Consider the following 18927-nt stretch of genomic DNA (forward strand, 5'->3'; position numbering starts at 1 on the left):
GGAGAAACCTTTGACAGCGCTGCAGGATCGGCTGGTGGACACCGCCGCCGGGCCACTGAACGTCGCCACCCGGGCGGGCCGCACCGCGCCGGTGCTGGCCGTGCACGGCGTCTCCAGCCGGTGCGTGAACACCCGTCTCGGGTGTGCCGCGCTTTCGCCCGATGTCGCTCCCGCGTCCGCCGACAACACCGTCGCAGTTCCCGCCGAGCCATCCCGCCCCAGCGCTCCCACGGACGTCCACGCGCCGCCCCCACCGCGCGGAGGTGGGTGCGTGCCGCGAACTCCGACGCCGATATGCGTTCGGTCGCACAGGAATTCACCCTGTCACACACCGAGAACACCCCGGACGGCGGCGCGCCGTGCGTCCCCGTCCCCCGCTGACCGAACACGATTCTGGAGTTTCCTATGAGCCCCACGCCGCGCTCCGACCTGGAGTACCGGGTGACCCGCAAGGTCGCCCGCCGCTTGATCCCGTTCCTGGGGCTCGCGTACTTCGTCAACTATCTGGACCGCACCAATATCGGCATCGCCAAGCTGACCATGAGCGCCGAGCTCGGCTTGACCGAGACGATGTTCGGGCTCGTCTCCGGCCTGTTCTTCGCCGGGTATCTGCTGTTCGAGGTGCCCAGCAATATCGCGCTGCACCGGTTCGGCGCCCGGCGCTGGATCGCGCGGATCATGGTCTCGTGGGGCCTGGTCATGATGGCGATGACCTGGGCGTCGAATGTGGAGATGCTGGCCGGGCTGCGGGTGGTGCTCGGCATCGCCGAGGCCGGGTTCTTCCCGGGCGTGCTGTTCTATCTCACGCTGTGGTTCCCGCGCGCCTACCGGGTGCGGCTGACCGGCCTGTTCCTGCTCGCGCTGCCGGTGTCCTCGGCGCTGGGCTCGCCGCTGTCCAGCGCCATCGTCGAATACGGTGACGGACTGTTCGGCCTGTCCGGATGGCGGGTGCTGTTCCTGCTGTCCGGCCTGCCCGCGGTGCTGCTCGGCATGGTGACCTGGTTCTTCCTCACCGACAAGCCCGCCGACGCGCGCTGGCTCACCCCGGAGGAACGCGACTGGCTCACCACCACGGTCGCCGAGGAACAGCAACAGACACCGGCGCACGCCGCCGGCTCGATCCGCGCCGCGTTCACCGACCTCCGGGTCTGGGCGCTGGGCCTGGTCTACTTCGGCATCACCTACGGCCTCTACGCGCTGAGCTTCTTCCTGCCCAGCATTGTCGCGGGCTTCGAGGGCACCTTCGACCTGCGCCTGAACCTGGTGACGACCGGCTTGATCGTGGCGGTGCCGTTCGCGATCGGCGGCGTGGTCATGGTGCTGTGGAGCCGGCACTCGGACCGGACCGGCGAGCGGGTGTGGCACGTCGCGCTCCCGGCCGTCGTCGGCGCGGTCTCGATTCCGCTTGCGCTGTACCTGGATTCGCCGCTGCTGGTGATGGCCGCCGTCACGATCAACGCGATCGGGGTGTTCTGCGCGCTGCCGGTGTTCTGGTATCTGCCGTCGACGTTCCTCAGCGGCGTCACGGCGGCCGCCGGTATCGCGCTGATCAATTCGATCGGCAACCTGTCGGGCTTCGGCGCGCCGTTCGTCACCGGCTGGCTGCTCGACCTCACCGGCAACCCGCGGGCCGGGCTGTGGGTGGTCGGCGCGGTGATGCTGCTGGCCGCCGCCCTGGTCGTGGTGTTAAGCCAGCAACGCCGCACTGTGCCGCAGCCGGAGCAGGATCTGTAGATCCAGCGCCGAATCCGGTTGCCGCCATTGTTTTCCGAGCAGTCGGTCCACGGTGTCCAGGCGCTGGTAGAGGGTGTTGACGTGGATGGTGAGCGCGGCGGCGGTGTCGGCGTGCTTGCGGCCGTGGCTCAGGTAGGCCGACAGCGTCTCCACCAGCGGGGTGCCACGCTTGGCCTGCTCAGCCAGCAACGGTCCCAGGAGTCGTTCGGCGAGCCGGTCCAGTTGCCGTCTGCCGCTGTAGGTCAGCAGGATTCGATAGATGCCGAGATCGGCGGCGGCGCTGGCCTCGCCCGCGCGGCCCAGTGTGACCAGCACGTCGCAGGTCTGCTGAGCCTCCAAATACGCGGCGGACAAGCCCGCCGCGCCCGCCGCCGCGTCGGAGACGCCCAGGGTGCTGCCGCCGCCGGGCGGGAGCAGGGCCATCACACTGTCCGGCCCCTCGGCCGGGACCATCGCGATCGCGCGCGAACCATGTTGCGCCACCACGGTTCCCGGCGGCCAGGCGACGTCCGCGAGCAGCCGCCGTCCCGCCGCACCGTCCGCCTCGGCCACCGCGACCGCCACGCAGTAGCGGCGATCCGGGGCCACCCCGGCCAACCGGCACTGGCGTCGCCCCTCCTCCTGGGTGGCGGCCGGGCGGGTGACCAGATCGACGACGAAGGCGTCGCGCGCCCGGCGGGACGCCTCGCCCGCGTAGTGGTCGGCCGCGAGCAGCAACGCCACCGCGGGCGCGGCCCGGCCCAGCAGCAGCCGGTCGGCCTCGGCGAAGTCGGACCGGTCGTCCGCCACCACGATCAGCGCGCCCAGGAAGCGGTCCTCGGTGTGAATGCACTGCGCGATCACCGTCGCCCGGGACCCGGCCTTTTCCACCGCCCGCCGCCGATCGACCGCCCCGGCGGCGAGATCGGCCAGCACAGCACCGATTTCGGCGCGGACCGTCGCGAGTTCCGGCGGCGTCTCGGCGACCTCGGTCACCAGGTGCACCGGCTTGCCCATCAGCCGGGCGACGTCGCCGACCAGCTGGGCCACCCCGCCGCCCTGCAGGACGACCTCCGCCAGGGTCCGGTCCCACTCGATCGCCTTCTCCAATTGCGCGGTGCGCGTAGACAACTCGACGTTGGCGCGTTCCAGTCGATCGACGCTGCGCTGATAGCCCTCGAAGGAGCGGGCGTTGTCGATCGCGACCGCCGCGTGCGCGGCCAGCGCCGACAGCAGCCTGGTCTCGGAATCGGTGAACTGCCGCTCGCTGCGTTTGCAGGCGAACAGCACGCCCAGCACCTGCGCACCCAGCCGCAGCGGCACGCCGAGCAGGCCGCGCATGTTCTCCGCCGCCGCCGCGCTGTCCGCGCCGGCGCGGTGCCGGAAGTTCGGATCCGCCTGATAGTCCTGGGTCCACGCCGAGGTCCGCGTGCGCCGGATCTCCCCGGCCAGGCCCTCCTCCTGCGGGAACCGCATGCCGGGCAGCAGCGTGGACAGCGCGCCGCTGGTGACCTCGACGACGAATTCGCCGTCGGCGAGCGTCGCGACATAGGCGAGGTCGACCTGCAGCAGACCGCGCGCCTGATCGACGACCAGCTGCAACAGGGCGAACGGATCCCGCACGGTGGTCAGCCGGACGGCGATGTCGTTGAGGGCCGACAACTCCGCGGCGCGGTGGCGGCGCTGATCCAATTTCGCGCGCAGCTCCAGGGCGGCGTCGGCATCGCGGGCGGCGCGGTCCGCGTCGCCGCCTTCGGCGCGGATCGCGTCGCGGTGCCGGACCAGCTCCGGCCACGGCGCCTCCGCGAGCAGCAGTTCCAACCACCCCGACTGATTCGACGCCAACCCTGGATCCCCTCCACACCGCAATGCTCGGACTATGGCGGAACCCTACATCTCCGTCGCACGCGGCTACACGGTCTTGATCGCCCCGCCGTCGGCCAGGTAGTCGGCGCCGGTGAGGTTTCCGGAGCGGCTGGAGACCAGGAAGGTGACCAGCGCGGCGATCTCCTCCGGTTCGGTGAGCCGGCCGGTGGTGATGCCCATCCGGGCGGGCGCCTGGGCCAGGAACTCGGCCAGCGTCAGGCCCGCCTGGGCCGCGACGTCGGCGGCGTACCCGTCGGGTTCGGACCAGTTGCGGGTGCGCGTGGGACCGGGCGAGACGGTGAGCGCGCGCAGCCCCTGACCGCCGAACTCCTCGGCGAGCGCCTTGGTCAGGTTGTTGAGCGCCGCCTTGGCGGTGCCGTAGTCGACGGGATGGTAGGCGGCCCGAGCGCCGATCGAGGAGATGTTGACGATCACGCCGCGCCGCCGCAGCAGACCGGGCAGCGCGCGCCGGGTGACGCGCACCGTGCCGAAGAGATTGATCTCGTAGGTCTGCTGCCAGGCCGCGTCGGTGACTTCGAGGAAGCCCGCGGCGTCGGCGCTGCCGGGCACGACGCCGCCGACGTTGTTGACCAGGATGTCGATGTCGCCCAGGACCGCCTCGGCCTGGTCGATCAGGCCGAGGGCCCCGGCGGGTGTGCTCAGGTCGACGGTCACCGCGGTGGCGTCGAGTTCGGCCAGTTCCGGGGTCACCGTGCGTGCGGCGGCGACCACGCGCACGCCTTCGGCGGTGAGCGCCCGGACGATCTCCAGGCCGATGCCCTTGCTGGCGCCGGTGACGACGGCGGTCTTTCCGGTCAGGTGCAGATCCACGACACATCCTTTTCTTGAACTACAGTTACAAAATAAGCGCAGACGACGGCGCCGGCTCATGCGGGTGTGAATTACAAAGCGCGCATGGCGGTTTCGACCAGCCCGGCGAGGCGTTCCGGACGCGGGTCCGCCTTGGCGAGCACCCGCATGCCGTTGATCGTGGTCAGCAAGAAGGTGGCCGCCGCGCGCGAGTCGAGATCCGCGGCGAACTCCCCCGCGCGCTGCCCCTCTTCGATCGCACCCCGGAAGGCCTCGTGCTGCCGGTCGAAAATGCGCCGGACCAGCAGGTTGACCGACTCGTCCGCGGTGCCCAGCTCGACGGCGGTGTTCGCCGCCAGGCAACCGCGCGCGTCGGCGCCGGCCGCGTCGAGCACCATGGTCAGCGCGGCCCGCACCCGCTCACGCGGCGAGCCGGGCCCGTCCAGCAGATCGATCAGGGGTGCGGTGACCCGCGCCTGATAGCGGCGCAGGGCACGCTCGAACAGGTCGTGCTTGCCGGCGAAGGCGTTGTACAGGCTGCCCCGGCCGATGCCGATCGCGTCGACCAGGTTCTGCGGGGTGGTCCGGGCATATCCCTTGCGCCAGAACACTTCCATCGCCTTGTCGACCGCCTCGTCGGGATCGAAGCCTTTAGTGCGTGCCACGCGGTCGACAGTACGTATTTTGTAACCTGAGGTCAAATATTGCGCGCGGAGAACACCGCCACCAGGAAATCCGAATCCTCGGCGAAGGGGCGCAGATCCCACGTCGCGAGCCGCAGATCCAGCTCGAGTCCGGCGGCCGCGGCGTCGGCCAGGAACTGCGCGAACTCGTACCCCCGATCGGCCCCGAAGCCCGTCACCACCCGGCCGCGCGGGCCGAGATGGCGCGCGAAGCCGGACAGCACCGCTTCCCGGGTCGAGGGCGCCAGGAACGTCATCACATTGCCCGCGCACACGATCAGGTCGAAGTCCGCCGCGATCCCCCGCGCCGGCAGATCCAGCTCCGCGAGATCGCCGACCAGCCAGTCCGGGCCCGGATGATCCTGCTCCGCCGCGGCGATCAGCACCGGATCGACGTCCACCCCGACCACGGCGTGCCCGGCCCGATGCAGGTACCCGCCCACGCGGCCCGGGCCGCAGCCCGCGTCCAGCACCCGGCTGCCGCGCGCGAGCATCGCGTCGATCATCCGCGCCTCGCCGACGATGTCCGCGCCCTCGGCCGCCAGCTTCCGGAACCGTTCCACGTACCACGTCGAATGCGCGGGATCGGCCGCGGTGCGCTCCTCCCACTGACTCGGGGTACGTCCGCTCATGCCTGCTCCTCCTCGCTCGGCCCCCTCGTTCACTGTGCCACCTCCGATCAGGACTGGCCGGTGCCAGCAGGCTGACGTTTGGGCCGCGCCCGGTGGGATATCGTCGGATCGAGGGCCGCGCCGGTGTGCGCCCGCGCCCGGGACTGACCTGAAATGCCTTATCAGGGAGGAATTGTGGACATCACCGAGCTCATCCTCGACGACCACCGGGAGCAGCGGCGGCTCTTCGCGATCCTGGAGCAGATCGACCCCGGCCAGACCGACGTACTCGCCGCGATCTGGGACCGGCTCGCCGCCTTCCTCGAACTGCACGCGCTCGCCGAGGAGGAGATCTTCTACCCCGCTCTGCTGCAGGTCGGCATCGCCGCGCGCAAGGCGAGCGGAGTCGAGGACGAAACCCTCGACGCGATCGACGACCACAACGAGATCCGCGACGCGGTCGCCGCGGTGGCCCGGCACACCGTCGGCACCGACGACTGGTACGCCGCGGTCGCGGCCGCGAACCTGGCCAACAGCGATCACATGGCCGAGGAGGAACGCGAGGGCCTCACCGACTTCCGGCGTCTGGCCAAGCTGTCGCGCCGCCATCAGCTCGCCGTCGACTTCGCCGCCTTCGAGGCGCGCAACTACGCCGGCGTCGACGCGGTCGACAAGGACCCCGAAGGCTACGTCCGCGCGGTCGAGCAGCGGTTGACGGGCCCCGCGCCCGGGTCGCTGAGCGTGGGCAGCCTGAAGCGGAGCTGACCGGCGGCAGCACTCGCATCCACGCTCGGTACTGTCGATCCGGTAGCGGAGCGTGGAGGTTCGGGTATGAGTGTGGTGGCGGCGATCGAGATTCCGGGCTACGCCCACGGTTATCCGGAGGTCGCCTTCGGCGGTTACGTGGCCGGATTGCTCGCCGCCAGCTCCGCCGACCCCACCGAGTTGCGCGTCGACTTCCGCGCGCCGGTCCCGGTCGAGACCCCGCTGACGATCACCGCCACCGAGTCCGGTCAGCGCGCGCTGGTCGACGCCGACGGACGGCTGCTCGTCGAGACCGCGAAGGCCACGGTCACCCTCGTCGCGCCGGCGGCGCCGTCCTGGGCGCAGGCGCGCGAAGCGTCCGCGGCGGCGCTGGAACGCCCGCGCACGGATTGCTACGGCTGCGGCGCGGAGTGCGCACCCGGCCAGGGCATGCGCCTGTTCACCTCGAAACTGCCCGGCAGCGATCTGATCGCCGGCGCGTGGACCCCCGACCCGCTGCTGGCCGGGCCGGACGGCGTCCTGCCCACCGAGCAGGTCTGGGCGTTGCTGGACTGCCCCGGCGGCTGGGCCGCCATGACCATGCACGGCATGCGCGCCGGAGCGGTCACCGCCGCGCTCACCGGCACCCGGCTACGGCCGATTTCCGTTGGCGCGGACTACGTCTCCTACGCCTGGGCCGCGCATCGGGACGGCCGCAAATACACCGTCGGTGTGGCGGTGGCCACGCCGGAGGGCGAGCTCTGCGCGCTCGCCGAAGCGCTGTGGATCGAGCCGCGCGCTCAGAAGATGTAGTGCGAGGCCAGGCCCGCCAGGATGCCGCCGAGCGCGGGCCCGAGCACCGGCACCCAGGCATAGCTCCAGTCGCTAGCACTCGCCGGGCGGGCCGCGCCCGGATCTGCCTGCGGATGCGCGCCGACCGCGACCGGAGTGCGCGCGGCGCGTCCGACCGGCAGCACGGCGTGCGCCAGGCGCGGGCCGAGATCGCGCGCCGGGTTGATGGCGTAGCCGGTGGGCCCGCCGAGCGAGGCGCCGATGCCGACGACCAGCAGGGCGACCGCGAGCGGGCCGAGCCCGGAGGGCGTGTGACCGAAGGACAGCACCACGATCACCAGCACGAAGGTCGCGATGATCTCGGTGAGCAGATTCCAGCGATAGTCCCGGATTTCGGGCCCGGTGGCGAAGACCGCGAGCTTCTTGGCTGCGTCGGGTTCGGCGTCGAAATGCTTCTTGTAAGCGAGGTAGGCCAGGCAGGCGCCGACGAAAGCGCCGGCGAGCTGGGCCGCGATATAGGTCAGTGTCGCAGCGAAGGTCACCGCGATACCCGGCGCGAAGACCTTCGCGCCGCTGCACAGAATGCCCAGGGTGACAGCCGGATTCAAATGTGCCCCGGTCTTGAAGGCCAGGTACACGCCCGCCATGACACCCAGACCCCAGCCGAAGTTGATCAGCAGCCAGCCGCCGTCGAAGCCCTTCGACTTCACCAGCAATACATTGGCAACAACGCCCGCGCCCAGCAGGACCAGCACAGCCGTACCGACGGCTTCACCGACGAACACCGTTCCGAGACCCACCGCTCCTCCATTCCGCGCGACCGCCTGATAGAAACAGCGCATCGACAGTAACCGGAAGAACGCACAGCAATCGTTCAGCACACGCTCCGGCGAGCGGAAAATTCAGGACTTCTCGGTGAATCGATACCAGGGACCGTCGAACGCCTCGTACCCGATGCCCGGCCCCTGCGGCATACCCAGCGTCGGCGGCCCCGCGTTCGGGAAATAGGCGAATCCCGACCGGTCCAGATCGGAGCCGTCGGTGTAGAACAGGCAGCCGCCGTCCCGGCGCTCGATATAGCGGATCACGTAGACGCCCAGGCGGGTCCGATCCCCCGGATTCGCGCACTCGGTCGACTGATCCTCGAGGATCCCGCGCGAAACCTCCCACCCCGCCCGCTCCGGCACGCCGTACCAGACCAGCGCGGCCAGCGCCCCGATCAGCAGCGGCGCGGCCAGGCACAACTGGATCGCGTGATAGCGGACCAGCCCGATCAGCCCGAGCACCGAGGTGACCAGCCCGACCCCCACCAGCGCCGCCCACAGCAGCGCCTTGGTCACGAACCCACCTTGCGCCGCCAGCACCCAGCACAGCGCCAGGCACAGCACGGCCACCACCAGCGTGAGCAGACCCATGGCGACGGAGAACCAGCGCGGGGGCCGGACCCGCTCGGTGATGCTCATGCTCGACAACATACGTCGGCCGACGCGCCCGCGCATGAGAAAACCCCCCGTCCGTTGTCCTCGAATGAGTTACAGACCAGGGGGTTTCGCCGAGAGTTGGTCAGCGCGGCATCACAGCGGAGGGAATCCCGCGGAGCCGGTGGCCAGCCAATTCCAGAATGCCGCAGCGCGGTTGGTGATCAATGCGACAATATCGAGCGCGGTGCTTCCCATGTTTTCCTAACCTCGAGCGATCTCTCTAGCAGCGACCAGGGTAACGGATCGGATTTGGTGCTGCTCATCCACGCAAATCTCCGATCCCTGCCTCTGGCATGTCGGCCGACCTGCCCGCTAAGGCGGCCCCAGCACATCAGAACCTGCGACATGCGCTAGCTGGCCGCGCCGATCCAGGGACTCCGCTTCGACCGTCGATTCAGTGGGCTCTCTGAGGACGTCGAACGATCGCTCCGGGCCTGCGCATCCCTCGTGCGAATTTACCACTGTGGCCGTGGCGAGTCCTCAGCCCAACATCAACACCGCGCCAAGAACTACGCCGTCGGGCCGTCGTGTCGTCCACCACTATAGCCAGGGGTTCAAATCCTTCAGCGGTTCGGCTGCCACGCCACGGACCACGAGAGCACAGGACAGGTTGACCCCAGGCGTCGGGAGACAGCCTCGACACTGCGGTACGGGTCTCACCGAACCTGACATCGGCAATGCCTCATGCATCTGGCATTTGCTCGGGAGTACCCGTTGGTCTCGATCGATTCCGCCAAGATCCGTTCGCGATGCTAATGCATCAGGAGGATAGAAGTATTCGAATCAGTTGTCCTTACCTATGTCAGGACGAGCCTGAAGACCTCGATGCCAGCCACAGCGCGTGTTCGCGACTAATCGCCTCCTCAGCATCGTTCACTGCCTCCGACCAACCACTCTCTACCGTGTCGGCAAGGCGGCCGACCTGAATAGCTAATTCATTGGCAGCGGTAGAATACGCTGCAGCTTTGGCGGAGTGCTGGCGCACGGCCAACCACGCCGAGCCCGCGCCTACGAGCGCGGCGATTATTCCCAGCAAGTCGAAACGAATCGCGCCGACGGTGCGCAGGGTTGCCGCTATCAATCCGATCAGTTCTGCGATCACGAGGAGAACTCGCCAGAACTTCGCGGACCGCCTTGCTACAGAGGCTTTTTCGGCGTACCAACTCTGCTGCGCGCGCGTCCGCTGCTCGATGTAGGCACCCTTCCGGTCGTCGAACGCCGACCCCCGCAGCGTCTCCATCCCAGAGGTCACGACTGCGGTGGCCGTGCCGCCGATCGCGATCGCTCCTCCTGCCTGCCGAGAGAGATCATACAGTCGACCAGCCATGACAGCATGTGCCGCAACGGAGTTCACCTCGATTCGAAACGGCTCAGCGCCGACAGCGTAGCGCCAAGCAAGCGTCTTACAGGACTCAGCCAAGGCGCGAGCTGCGTACCAGTCGCGCTCCGGATGCAGGAGGGTTAGAGCCATCTCTGCGGTCAAGGCCGCACAGAATCCCGCCATCGCGAACACGCCCCACAGGTCCACAAAACCGAGTGACCAAGACAAAGCGCCACCAATCGCTGCCGCGATCGTGCCGATCAACCGAATCCTAGTGAGTCGCAGATACATTCGCTGCGCAGACGTCGACGCCAGATCGGCGTCATGCCAGAAGCCTGGGAGATCCTCATCATGTAGTCCGGTTGCCATGTGGTCTCCATAGGGTCGGGCACGGCAGGGCCGACGCATACGTCCCCCACCGAGATCACTTCGCAGTCCCGCGACTAGCCGCGGTTCAGCGATAGTAGCCGGGGCGGAGGACACTTTCCGTCTGAGCGGTGAGCTTTAGTGATGAGCCGAGCTCCTTGGCCCAGACCGAGGATCGAGGGATCGCCCGGCGTCCTCCGCTCCAGCGCCAAACGCGCAGCGATACACCACGATTCGTACCGTACGGTCGCTACAGCCCGTTCGCTCCTTGACAGCTTCCCGTTGGGGTTACGATCCCCGGTGGAACCGTATGATCATGAGAGTACGGATTGGGGAATGAGCACAGAAGCAGATCCGGACAGACCCATCATTTTCATAAGCCACACGGAGTCCGACAAGGCGATCGCCGATGCGGTGGACGATGCGGTCAAGTCGCTTTTCGGCGTCGGCGCCGTCACGGTCGTATACTCCACAAGTCGCGAACTGGGCAGCAGCGTCAAGTTCGGCGAGGACTGGTTTCAGTGGATCGCCAAGCATGTTCAGACGGCGACTGTCACCCTGGTGGTCCTCACGCCGACATCGGTGCGCAAGCCATGGGTGCTATGGGAAGCCGGCGCTGTCTTCGGGGCTGTACTGGCCGCACCGGCGGCACAGCTGCGCACCGTTCGCCCGATCACCTTTCAGATCGGGATGAGCGACGTCCCTTCGCCGCTCGCGAACAGCCACGCCCACATTGCGCGCGGTGATTCGCTTCCCGACGTCAAACTCTTGCTCAACGAATTCGTAGAGCAGTTCAGCGGCGATAGGACTGCAACCATCAGAGCTGCCCAGAGGGTGGACTCCGTAGCGATGCAGTGGCTCGATACAGTGGCCGAGGCGTTGCGGACGGCTCCGCTGACGCCGAGCGAGCCGATCGTCAGCGAATGGTGCGAGCGACTCGACACATTGGCCGCCGATGGCAGGGCTTCCGAGGTAAAGCAGCTCCACGAATGGCTTCTCGTAGCATTCGGTCAAGGCCATGGCATCGAGCAGAACCCGATCGATATCCGGCTTCATCGAAGGCTAGCGGAACTGTATCTGGCGACCAAAAACTACCGGGAGGCGGCCGCACAGTTCGAGATGGCCCGCAAGCTGTCGCCGCGTGACCTATTCATTCTGCGCTCTCTCGGCCAGACTTACCTGTCCGATCGGAACTACGCAGACACCGACCAGGTCCTGCAGAGCATCGCAAGCCTCGCCCCAGACGCTTTTGCGTCGAATGTCGAATGCGCGGCGCTCAAGGGCCGATGGTTCAGAGCGCAGGGGCACATACCGGAGGCCCGCGAAGTCTATTCGGCAGCCTTCGCCAAGAACTCCAACTCATATTACCTTGCAGACCTGCTCGGCAACGCAGAGCTCCAACTCGGGCGCAAGTCGGATGCCGCTCTAACATACGGGAGAGCGCTCGCAATCATCAATCGGATTGCAGAACGGAATCTCTGGACCGAGGCCACGGCAGCCACCGCAGCCATCGTCAGCGGTGATCTGGTGGCGGCACAAGCTCACCTCGCCGCAGTGCGCACCCATAGACCGACAGCGGCCGAAGTGGAGAGCATATTGCAGGGTTTGGAACGGTTGCAGGGCCCCTTGGATATCGACGCCGAGCAGATGGCATCGTGGAGCAGGATTCTCCGGGATCAACCATAAGGATCACGATTTTTGCGACTAGAGTCCGATAATTTCTACCATATTTTCTATCGACCGTTCAGGAGACGCGATGGCCAAGCGAGTGTTTGTCAGCTTCGACTACGACTACGACAGGTTCCTGAAAGAAGCCCTGATAAGCCAGGCCAGAAAGACAGACTCTCCCTTTGCCGTTCATGATTGGTCGATCAAGGAACCGTCGTGGGACTGGAAAATGAAGGCGCGGCGGAGAATCCGTGCATGCGACATCGTTATTGTCATGTGCGGTGAGCACACGCACGTTGCCTCAGGCGTTTCAACCGAATTAGAGATCACGCGGGACGAGTCGATCGGCTACTTCCTACTGAAGGGCTATGACCGGAAGGAATGCACCAAGCCGGCCGCAGCGCGAGTCAGCGACAACATGTACGACTGGACCTGGCCCAATCTCAAACTACTAATCGGCGGAGCTAGGTGAACAATCCCACTGGACCCACGCCCCCGAGCCAGGTACTCGATCTCTACAAGCTGGCCGTGGAGATGGCGGACCGCGTATCCGCACGCCGAGGCACCGCGAACTCCTTTTTTCTCTCAGTACAGACGGCGTTCGTCGCGGTGCTGGGGCTTGCTGACCCACGCCTCACGAAATCACTATGGGCGTCGGTCGCTGTCGCAGTCGCAGGTCTCGCCCTCTCCGCGACCTGGTGGCTACAGCTCAAGAGCTACCGCGACCTCAACCGAGCGAAGTTTGAGGTCATCAACAAGATCGAGGAGGAGCTGCCTGTACGGGTATTCTCCGACGAGTGGGCGGCGCTCAGGCGGGACCCTGTGCGGTCATGGCGCGCCCGCTACGCTGAGCTGGGCGTCAGCGAACGCCGTGTCCCGTTCGTGTTCATGGCAGTGCACGTGCTGCTCTTCGTAGGGAGACTTCGAGGATGACCTATCTCGATACGATCGCAAATCGGATCCGCGACAACCTGTCACGGGAGGCTTCGCCGCCGGACGGAGCCGACGCGCTGTTTGTCCTCTACGCACTCCTCGCACGAGTCAAAGGGGAATCGACCACAGCGGAGGACGTTCACGACGCGTGGGCTGCGTGGATGCAGGTGAAAGATCGCTCGCATTCTGCACTGGTGCCGTACAACGAGCTGGCACCATCTGTGCAGGACGAAGATTTGCCGTTCTTGCACGCAATTAGGCGTACTGCAGCTCAATTGAACGGTGATCACTGAGCACAACAGGTCGCGCTCTTCTCGAGTCCGACGCAGAGCACTGTCTTGAGACCAGCGTTACCAGTCATTTACTGGCCTCTCGATGGCGAAGCGGGCAGCCAAACGATCGGCACCTCGAAATAATCGATGGACGTCAGGCCAAGTTTCGTCAAGCATCCTGGAACGTGAGCCCGCGCGATTCCCGAACGGGCCGATCAGTGAGCGAACCGGCGGCGCAGGGGTCGGCCGGGTGGCCGTCCCCCGGTGCTGGATCGGCTGATCGTCGCCGCATACCGCTCGGGCCCGAAGTGCGCACTAGTACTAGAAGTGACGCCGCGCGACAGCGTGCGGCCTTGGAAGATCGCGGGACTGGTCGGTGGCGATTTCATCGCAACCGCGTGCCGCCAAGCCGGTACCGCCCTATCAGGACAAGAACGAGTGAGATACCTGAAGAACTATCCCGGATCTGGGCATATGTCCTGATTAGTGGCGTGCACTTAATCTGTGTCGAGTATGAGGGCAATCATCCCGAGCTCAAGATTTAGGTCGAGCCGGAATACCACCGGATGAGCCAAAGCGACATCGCAATTCCCCTATCATCAATTGCTGCGCCCATTGCACAAGGGAGCAGAATAGGCGGTACAGAGCTGCCCTACCAATAGCGACACAGTGATCGGCACTTCGATTCCGATCTTCGCGGTGATATCACCCTTCCGATACACCAGAATGGTCAGAAATCCGTCGGACTCGGTGACCGAGATGCGCTCTGGTTGATCGTTGCCAATGAGTTCCGGATGACCAGTAACCAAGCGGCGCCCGGTCGCGGTGTCAAAAATCTCGAAGGCAGCGTTCTCGGCCACCACCACGGCCAGCGTACCGTTGTCGGCGAGGGCGATCCCAGCTAGTTTTCGCAGCATCATGGGAACGGTTGACTGATGCTTCCAACCATTGCCGTTGGTACGAAATATCCGAAGTAGTCCCTCGCCCTGGGCGATTCCGGCGATCATGTCGCTGGTAGCGAAGACCTGCGCTCCGGGCCTGCTGATCTCGTCGGGCGCGGCCCTATTCCGCACCTGACTATCCGCGGCGCGCCAATCAGTTATCTGCAGACGTTCGTTATCGTCGCGCCAGAGAATTCGCCCCCCGTCCTCGGTGATTCCGTAGTCCACGATCCGACTCGGTTCCATCGCGTCGATCAGCCTGCCGGTACGACAATCGATCACTCCACGAGCCAGATCGGCAACCAGGAGAGGTTGTGCCGCAGCTTTTTTGGATGATTGGAAGCCGGGGTGAGGGATGTATCCGAGAGGCGTCGTCGCACATACGAGGTCCGCCTCGTCTTCCACCCCTTCATCTGTGACGAAAACAGGGCGCGCGGCGGGTTTACTATCGATGGCGAGGATCTCCCGGCCGGCGGGGTGTACGGCGAGCACCTTACTGGGAACAGTGGTTCGCCATCGCTGCACTGCACCGTCCCGTCGTACTGTAACCGCTCCTTTGTGGAACACCACTCGACTATCACCGAGGGCGGTCGCTACCTCAGGCTGTGGCAATTGCCTCGCACCCCAGGGCTTATTCGCGGATCCGTTGGTGGACAACACCTCGATGGGGAGGTCCGCCTGGATTACCGCGATCTTGGATTCGGCTGCACCGATCGCAACAGCGTCGAACGCCGCGTTCTTCCGCAATACCAGATTGCTATCCTCGAAATGATATTTGGGCTTGAATCGTATGCCTTCCGAGGCTGCCACGACCCCGCATTCGGATCCGGCAGCGACAAAGTCCTCGATCTTCGTTGCCAGCTCGTCGGAACCGATCATCCAAACTGTCGACGGATTGCTGCTGTCACGGAGGTAGATCTTGTCTCGGTCGGCACATGATCCGATCACCGCTGTCTGCCCCGTTCGCGCGGCAGCCATGCTCCACCCCGCATGCAGCACCCGCCAGGTTTCGCGCGGCAAATACTTCACCAGTGGTGGGTCCGCGTGTCGCCCGGGCGGCCACACGACAAAGGCGGCGTCACGGTAGACGACGACGAAACCGTCCTCCACAGGCTCGATATCAGTGGCGTGATTGAATTTGTCGAGGCGGCCGTCGCTCGCGACCTGTCCGTATTCAGCGGATCCGGCCATACGCACCGTGCCGTCTGCGGCAACCTCCGCCAGCGCACCGGTGAGCCCGCTAAGGGTGAGTTCCGGCGCGGAATCAACAGCTTCCTGGCTTGCCGAAAGTTCGGAAAGTTCGTATTTTTCTCCTTGCGGGCGCCCAATCACCCATCGCCGCTCGTCGGCGCGTACAGCGAAACCGCCCGCGTTGTCCAGCACATCGACGGTGCCCGCCGGTTGATCGCTCAACAACGTCACTCCAGCTGCTCGCAAAGCCGCGATGCCACCTGGCCCCGAAACGATCGCCGAGGATGCGTGCTGTCGGACCGCGATGCTCGACATACCCGCCAGTTCGCTGACTTCTCCCGCGTGGTTCAGGAAGTACGACCTGCCCTGTGTACCCTCCTTCTCTCGCGTCACTATCGCCATCCCGCCCCCAAAAACATGCAGTGTGCACCTGCTCATTTGCTGCCAGTCCGGTGCCAGCTTGCGCACGTCGCGCGTGATGGTGCTGATCAGGACGGGGCCGGTATCCGAACAACCCGCTACCCAGTCCGGCGCGACCGCGGCAACCTCAGAGAGTGCCGGAACATCCAGTCGGATACCGAATTGTTGGCGTCCCGTCTCGAGATCCCAGCCGACGATGTACGACTCCGCCCGGTTTGCCGCATGCCCCCAGGCAAACAGGCGGGCATCATCGGCCGAAAATGCGACGCCTGTACCTGGATAACCCGCTTCGCTCCGGGGGAATTCGAATGCATGCTCGAGTACAGCGCTGGAGTCGGCCACTGCCAACAGGGCCGCGCGCACACTTGCACTCGAAGATGCCTCGGCAGCCTCCACCCCGAGACGAATGCCAAGTGCCGCGGAATCCTCGGTTGCGAGCAGCGCTTGAGCAGCGTTGGCTTCCGCCCTGGCTTGTACCGCTTCTCGGTCGGCGCGGACCCGGTTCTCCTCAGAAGTTTGCCAGCTGAAGACCGCGACGACGCCTGCGACCAGTGAGAGTACGAGCAGAATGGACAGCGCCGAGACGACCATTCTGGTGCGCCGCTGCCGTTGTTGCTGAAAGTCCGCCTCGGCGAGAAGGAGGTCCTCGGGCCGGATACCCGCCACCGGGGCATACAAGCCAACCAGAGCGGTCTCATCGGTTCCGGTCAGCGAACTCCGCAGTTCCAGCCACTTTCTCTCGCTGTCGAACAAGCCGGACAGCATGGCGGGCAGTGCATCCGGTTCGGCGAAATTCTGTCTGTCCTCGTCCCACTTCAAATTCACGGATTCGTCATGGCGGACCAAGAACAGCCTCGACTTGTCGCCACCGTTCTCGAGCCAGTGCTGAATCTCCCGATCAACCCACGGCGACCGGTTGGTGCCGGGCCCCAGCAATACGATCAGCGATCGCGAATTTTCCAGCGCTCGCCTTATTTCTACACCGAGTTCGCCTGCCACAAGAGAATGTGTATCGAGAAAGAGCGAGATTGCACCGCCGTCGGTCCGGTGCCTTTTCGAAAGCGCAATCAAAGCGCGCTGGAGCTGGCGAGCGGGCTTAGCCGAGACCGCAGACCGATAGGAAATGAAGGCGTCGTATCTCGTCGCTTGTTCTTCCACAACCTGTTCATCTTCGTTCAACACGACAGGCTCCCTGCTGTCGCCGCGAGGATCCCTGCGCTCGTGGCTAATTCGATGTGCTTTCCATCCGATACAGCGACCACGACGCGCTTACTGTCAATTCCGGAGTAGCCGATCAGGTCCGTACAGCTAGGCCCGATGACGCGAGCCGCACGTATGGGGGCTGCAAGCATGTCTGTAAACTGCCGACTTTCGACGCTGTACCGCCGCGTCCAGGACCGCGGCGCGGGATCGCAGTTCTCGTCGGACCGAAGGGTGTGCACCTGGCCGGTGACCTCCACGTGTCCCGCAACCCACCGAACATCCTCTGCATAGAACCACGGTTCGGACAGCGATCCTGTCGCCGTCATATGTTCGAGAGGTCGGTCAGGGTAGGTGTCCAACTCGCGCATTTCGTGCAGATCGATGACCCGTAGGTTTGCGGTCGTAACACAAGCCCCACCAGATCCACCGGCTGCCACGGCGAGATATCGGAGATCCGGCGAAACGGCGTGGCCGAACTGTTTTCCATCTACCAGGGTGTACGCGCGCAGATCTCCATCCCGGGAATGTTTGGCGATAATCTCTGGTCCGTGCCGAGCTCCGCCCGATCGAGATATGTAGCTCACATATACCTCGTCCGCGGTAGCGGCTACGACTTCCGGCGGTCGCACGTCGTCGGCATTGCGCACGCCGAGCCACCGCTCGTTCACGCGCTGTACCGGAGTCGACCGGATCTCCCGCAAGTTGCCGTCGAGTTCAACAAGGTCGAACCCATCGCCGGCACGGAAGTTTGTTCGCGCGGTGACCACCGTCGTGCCGTGGACAGCCAGTCCGCGACAATCGACGCACGGCGCCGTAACTCGCTCACCGTCGGCGGTTACTATCGCAATCGTGCCGCCGGAAATAACGACAGCGGAGTTTGCGTCTCGCCAAACCGCGGACGTGCCGTTCCAGTTGGCTGCCTCTGTCCGGAATGCCTTCAACTCCCGAACGGACTTGCCATCGGTGAGGCTGAGCCCCCTCGTACTCGACAAGATCGCGAACCCACGTTTGGTCTCCAGCTCCCGACCTCCACGATCCTCATTACCACACGATGAAACGAGGGTTATGGCGACCAATGCGACAAGCACGGAACACAGTCCGACACTAGGACGCCCTGAGACGCTCCGAAAAAGCATCGCCTACCGAACCTCACACTTGGGCAATCGACCGGTTCAACCCGCTCCGCTCGAGCGGAGCCGTGCCGACTCGGATGTCTGCCGACCGCCGGGTTGTCTCCTCAACATTCTCCGTCGATTCAAACACGCACGAACGGGCTTGCGTACCCCAATTTGATTGGGATGTAGAACGATTCCAACGGTTGGGTTCCTCCCCAACGATCCCCTGTTGACAGTCAGTAGATATGACATGCCATGCACTAAAGGTCGGTTGTCTAACAAAGACAACGGCACTCGATGGGCGTGGCCGCTCGCGTCAGTAGGGGTTTCGGCGAAGTCTTGACCTTGACCGGGACGCTCCCCCGCACGCCGCGCACCCTGGCCGGCGCCCGGAGCACCGACGGCGACGTCGATATGCGGTACTGGTCGCTGTGCAGCAACGAATCGATCGCCACCACCCGGGTGACCGGCTGCCTCTTCGACGAACAGGTGCCCCTCGACAGCGCGCGCCGCTACACGATCGTCGCGAGCCTGCCCGAGCACCGACCGGCCAACGCGACCGAAGCCTGCGGGATCGCCTGGCTGCCGCTGCCCGCGGCCGGTGACGGCGCCGGGCACACGCAGGACGCCTACCTGATCCTGCGGAACATGCTGCCGGGCCAGGGTTTCGGCCACGCGGTGCAGAACACCAAGGTCCCCGGCGACGAGAAGGCCGTGATGGCCCAGTACCTGCCGGATGGGCAGTACTCGTCCAAGGCCGAGTTCGAGGCCCGGGGCTGCGTCCCTGCGCGCTGACC

Annotated in this window: 17 protein-coding genes; 8 read left to right on the plus strand and 9 right to left on the minus strand. The window is 65.5% G+C overall.

All coding sequences use genetic code 11. The features are described from left to right. The first annotated feature begins 405 nt into the window (after positions 1 to 405). Positions 406 to 1734, plus strand: a complete 1329-nt coding sequence (locus AB0I43_RS28655) for an MFS transporter (protein ID WP_356980631.1) — start codon at positions 406 to 408, stop codon at positions 1732 to 1734. On the opposite strand, the gene AB0I43_RS28660 is transcribed toward AB0I43_RS28655, so the two are convergent. From AB0I43_RS28660 to AB0I43_RS28675, 4 genes are all read right to left on the minus strand, one after another. Next, positions 1687 to 3558: a GAF domain-containing protein gene (locus tag AB0I43_RS28660; RefSeq protein ID WP_356980629.1), complete on the minus strand. Its 1872-nt coding sequence runs from the start codon at positions 3556 to 3558 to the stop codon at positions 1687 to 1689. The genes AB0I43_RS28655 and AB0I43_RS28660 overlap by 48 nt on opposite strands. A 66-nt stretch (positions 3559 to 3624) precedes the next feature. After that, the gene (locus tag AB0I43_RS28665) at positions 3625 to 4410 is read right to left on the minus strand and encodes an SDR family oxidoreductase (protein WP_356980628.1); all 786 of its coding nucleotides are present in this window, start codon (positions 4408 to 4410) and stop codon (positions 3625 to 3627) included. Positions 4411 to 4481: 71 nt separating this feature from the next. Continuing rightward, positions 4482 to 5054, minus strand: coding sequence for a TetR/AcrR family transcriptional regulator (locus AB0I43_RS28670; protein WP_356980627.1), 573 nt, complete (start codon positions 5052 to 5054; stop codon positions 4482 to 4484). A 32-nt stretch (positions 5055 to 5086) separates the two neighbouring features. Next, positions 5087 to 5704, minus strand: coding sequence for a class I SAM-dependent methyltransferase (locus AB0I43_RS28675; RefSeq protein WP_357432897.1), 618 nt, complete (start codon positions 5702 to 5704; stop codon positions 5087 to 5089). 174 nt (positions 5705 to 5878) lie between these two features. Between AB0I43_RS28675 and AB0I43_RS28680 the strand changes: the two genes are divergently transcribed. After that, complete coding sequence (locus tag AB0I43_RS28680) at positions 5879 to 6448, plus strand: hemerythrin domain-containing protein (RefSeq protein WP_356980624.1); 570 nt, start codon at positions 5879 to 5881, stop codon at positions 6446 to 6448. Positions 6449 to 6514: 66 nt separating this feature from the next. Next, the gene (locus AB0I43_RS28685; RefSeq protein WP_357432898.1) at positions 6515 to 7240 is read left to right on the plus strand and encodes a hypothetical protein; all 726 of its coding nucleotides are present in this window, start codon (positions 6515 to 6517) and stop codon (positions 7238 to 7240) included. Here AB0I43_RS28685 and AB0I43_RS28690 read toward each other — a convergent pair. From AB0I43_RS28690 to AB0I43_RS28700, 3 genes are all read right to left on the minus strand, one after another. After that, entirely contained in the window at positions 7228 to 8019 is a 792-nt protein-coding gene (locus AB0I43_RS28690) for an MIP/aquaporin family protein (protein ID WP_357432899.1), read from the minus strand. The two genes, AB0I43_RS28685 and AB0I43_RS28690, sit on opposite strands and share 13 nt — an antisense overlap. A 102-nt stretch (positions 8020 to 8121) precedes the next feature. Continuing rightward, positions 8122 to 8682 carry a hypothetical protein gene (locus AB0I43_RS28695; RefSeq protein WP_357432900.1) on the minus strand — a complete coding sequence of 187 codons (561 nt, stop codon included), beginning with the start codon at positions 8680 to 8682 and terminating at the stop codon, positions 8122 to 8124. An 820-nt stretch (positions 8683 to 9502) separates the two neighbouring features. After that, complete coding sequence (locus AB0I43_RS28700) at positions 9503 to 10390, minus strand: DUF4231 domain-containing protein (RefSeq protein ID WP_357432901.1); 888 nt, start codon at positions 10388 to 10390, stop codon at positions 9503 to 9505. Between the two features lie 333 nt (positions 10391 to 10723). Here AB0I43_RS28700 and AB0I43_RS28705 point away from each other — a divergent pair, with 333 nt between their 5' ends. The 4 genes from AB0I43_RS28705 (at position 10724) to AB0I43_RS28720 (ending at position 13281) form a co-directional block, all read left to right on the plus strand. Next, on the plus strand, positions 10724 to 12073 hold the full coding sequence (locus AB0I43_RS28705; RefSeq protein WP_357432902.1) for a toll/interleukin-1 receptor domain-containing protein: 1350 nt from the start codon (positions 10724 to 10726) through the stop codon (positions 12071 to 12073). Positions 12074 to 12143: 70 nt separating this feature from the next. After that, complete coding sequence (locus AB0I43_RS28710; RefSeq protein ID WP_357432903.1) at positions 12144 to 12527, plus strand: TIR domain-containing protein; 384 nt, start codon at positions 12144 to 12146, stop codon at positions 12525 to 12527. Continuing rightward, positions 12524 to 12988 (plus strand): hypothetical protein, encoded by a 465-nt coding sequence (locus AB0I43_RS28715; RefSeq protein ID WP_357432904.1) that lies wholly within the window; start codon positions 12524 to 12526, stop codon positions 12986 to 12988. Before AB0I43_RS28710 ends, AB0I43_RS28715 begins: the two co-directional genes overlap by 4 nt. After that, entirely contained in the window at positions 12985 to 13281 is a 297-nt protein-coding gene (locus AB0I43_RS28720; protein WP_357432905.1) for a hypothetical protein, read from the plus strand. The genes AB0I43_RS28715 and AB0I43_RS28720 overlap by 4 nt, the downstream gene beginning before the upstream one ends. 578 nt (positions 13282 to 13859) lie before the next feature. Here AB0I43_RS28720 and AB0I43_RS28725 read toward each other — a convergent pair. Next, complete coding sequence (locus tag AB0I43_RS28725; protein ID WP_357432906.1) at positions 13860 to 16994, minus strand: TIR domain-containing protein; 3135 nt, start codon at positions 16992 to 16994, stop codon at positions 13860 to 13862. Beyond that, positions 16988 to 18103: a hypothetical protein gene (locus AB0I43_RS28730; RefSeq protein WP_357432907.1), complete on the minus strand. Its 1116-nt coding sequence runs from the start codon at positions 18101 to 18103 to the stop codon at positions 16988 to 16990. The genes AB0I43_RS28725 and AB0I43_RS28730 overlap by 7 nt, the downstream gene beginning before the upstream one ends. Positions 18104 to 18469: 366 nt before the next feature. Between AB0I43_RS28730 and AB0I43_RS28735 the strand changes: the two genes are divergently transcribed. Continuing rightward, complete coding sequence (locus tag AB0I43_RS28735; protein WP_357432908.1) at positions 18470 to 18925, plus strand: hypothetical protein; 456 nt, start codon at positions 18470 to 18472, stop codon at positions 18923 to 18925. Positions 18926 to 18927: the final 2 nt, after the last annotated feature.

It is taken from the genome of Nocardia sp. NPDC050435 (genome assembly GCF_040655395.1).
In the GTDB taxonomy this organism is placed as follows: Bacteria; Actinomycetota; Actinomycetes; order Mycobacteriales; family Mycobacteriaceae; genus Nocardia.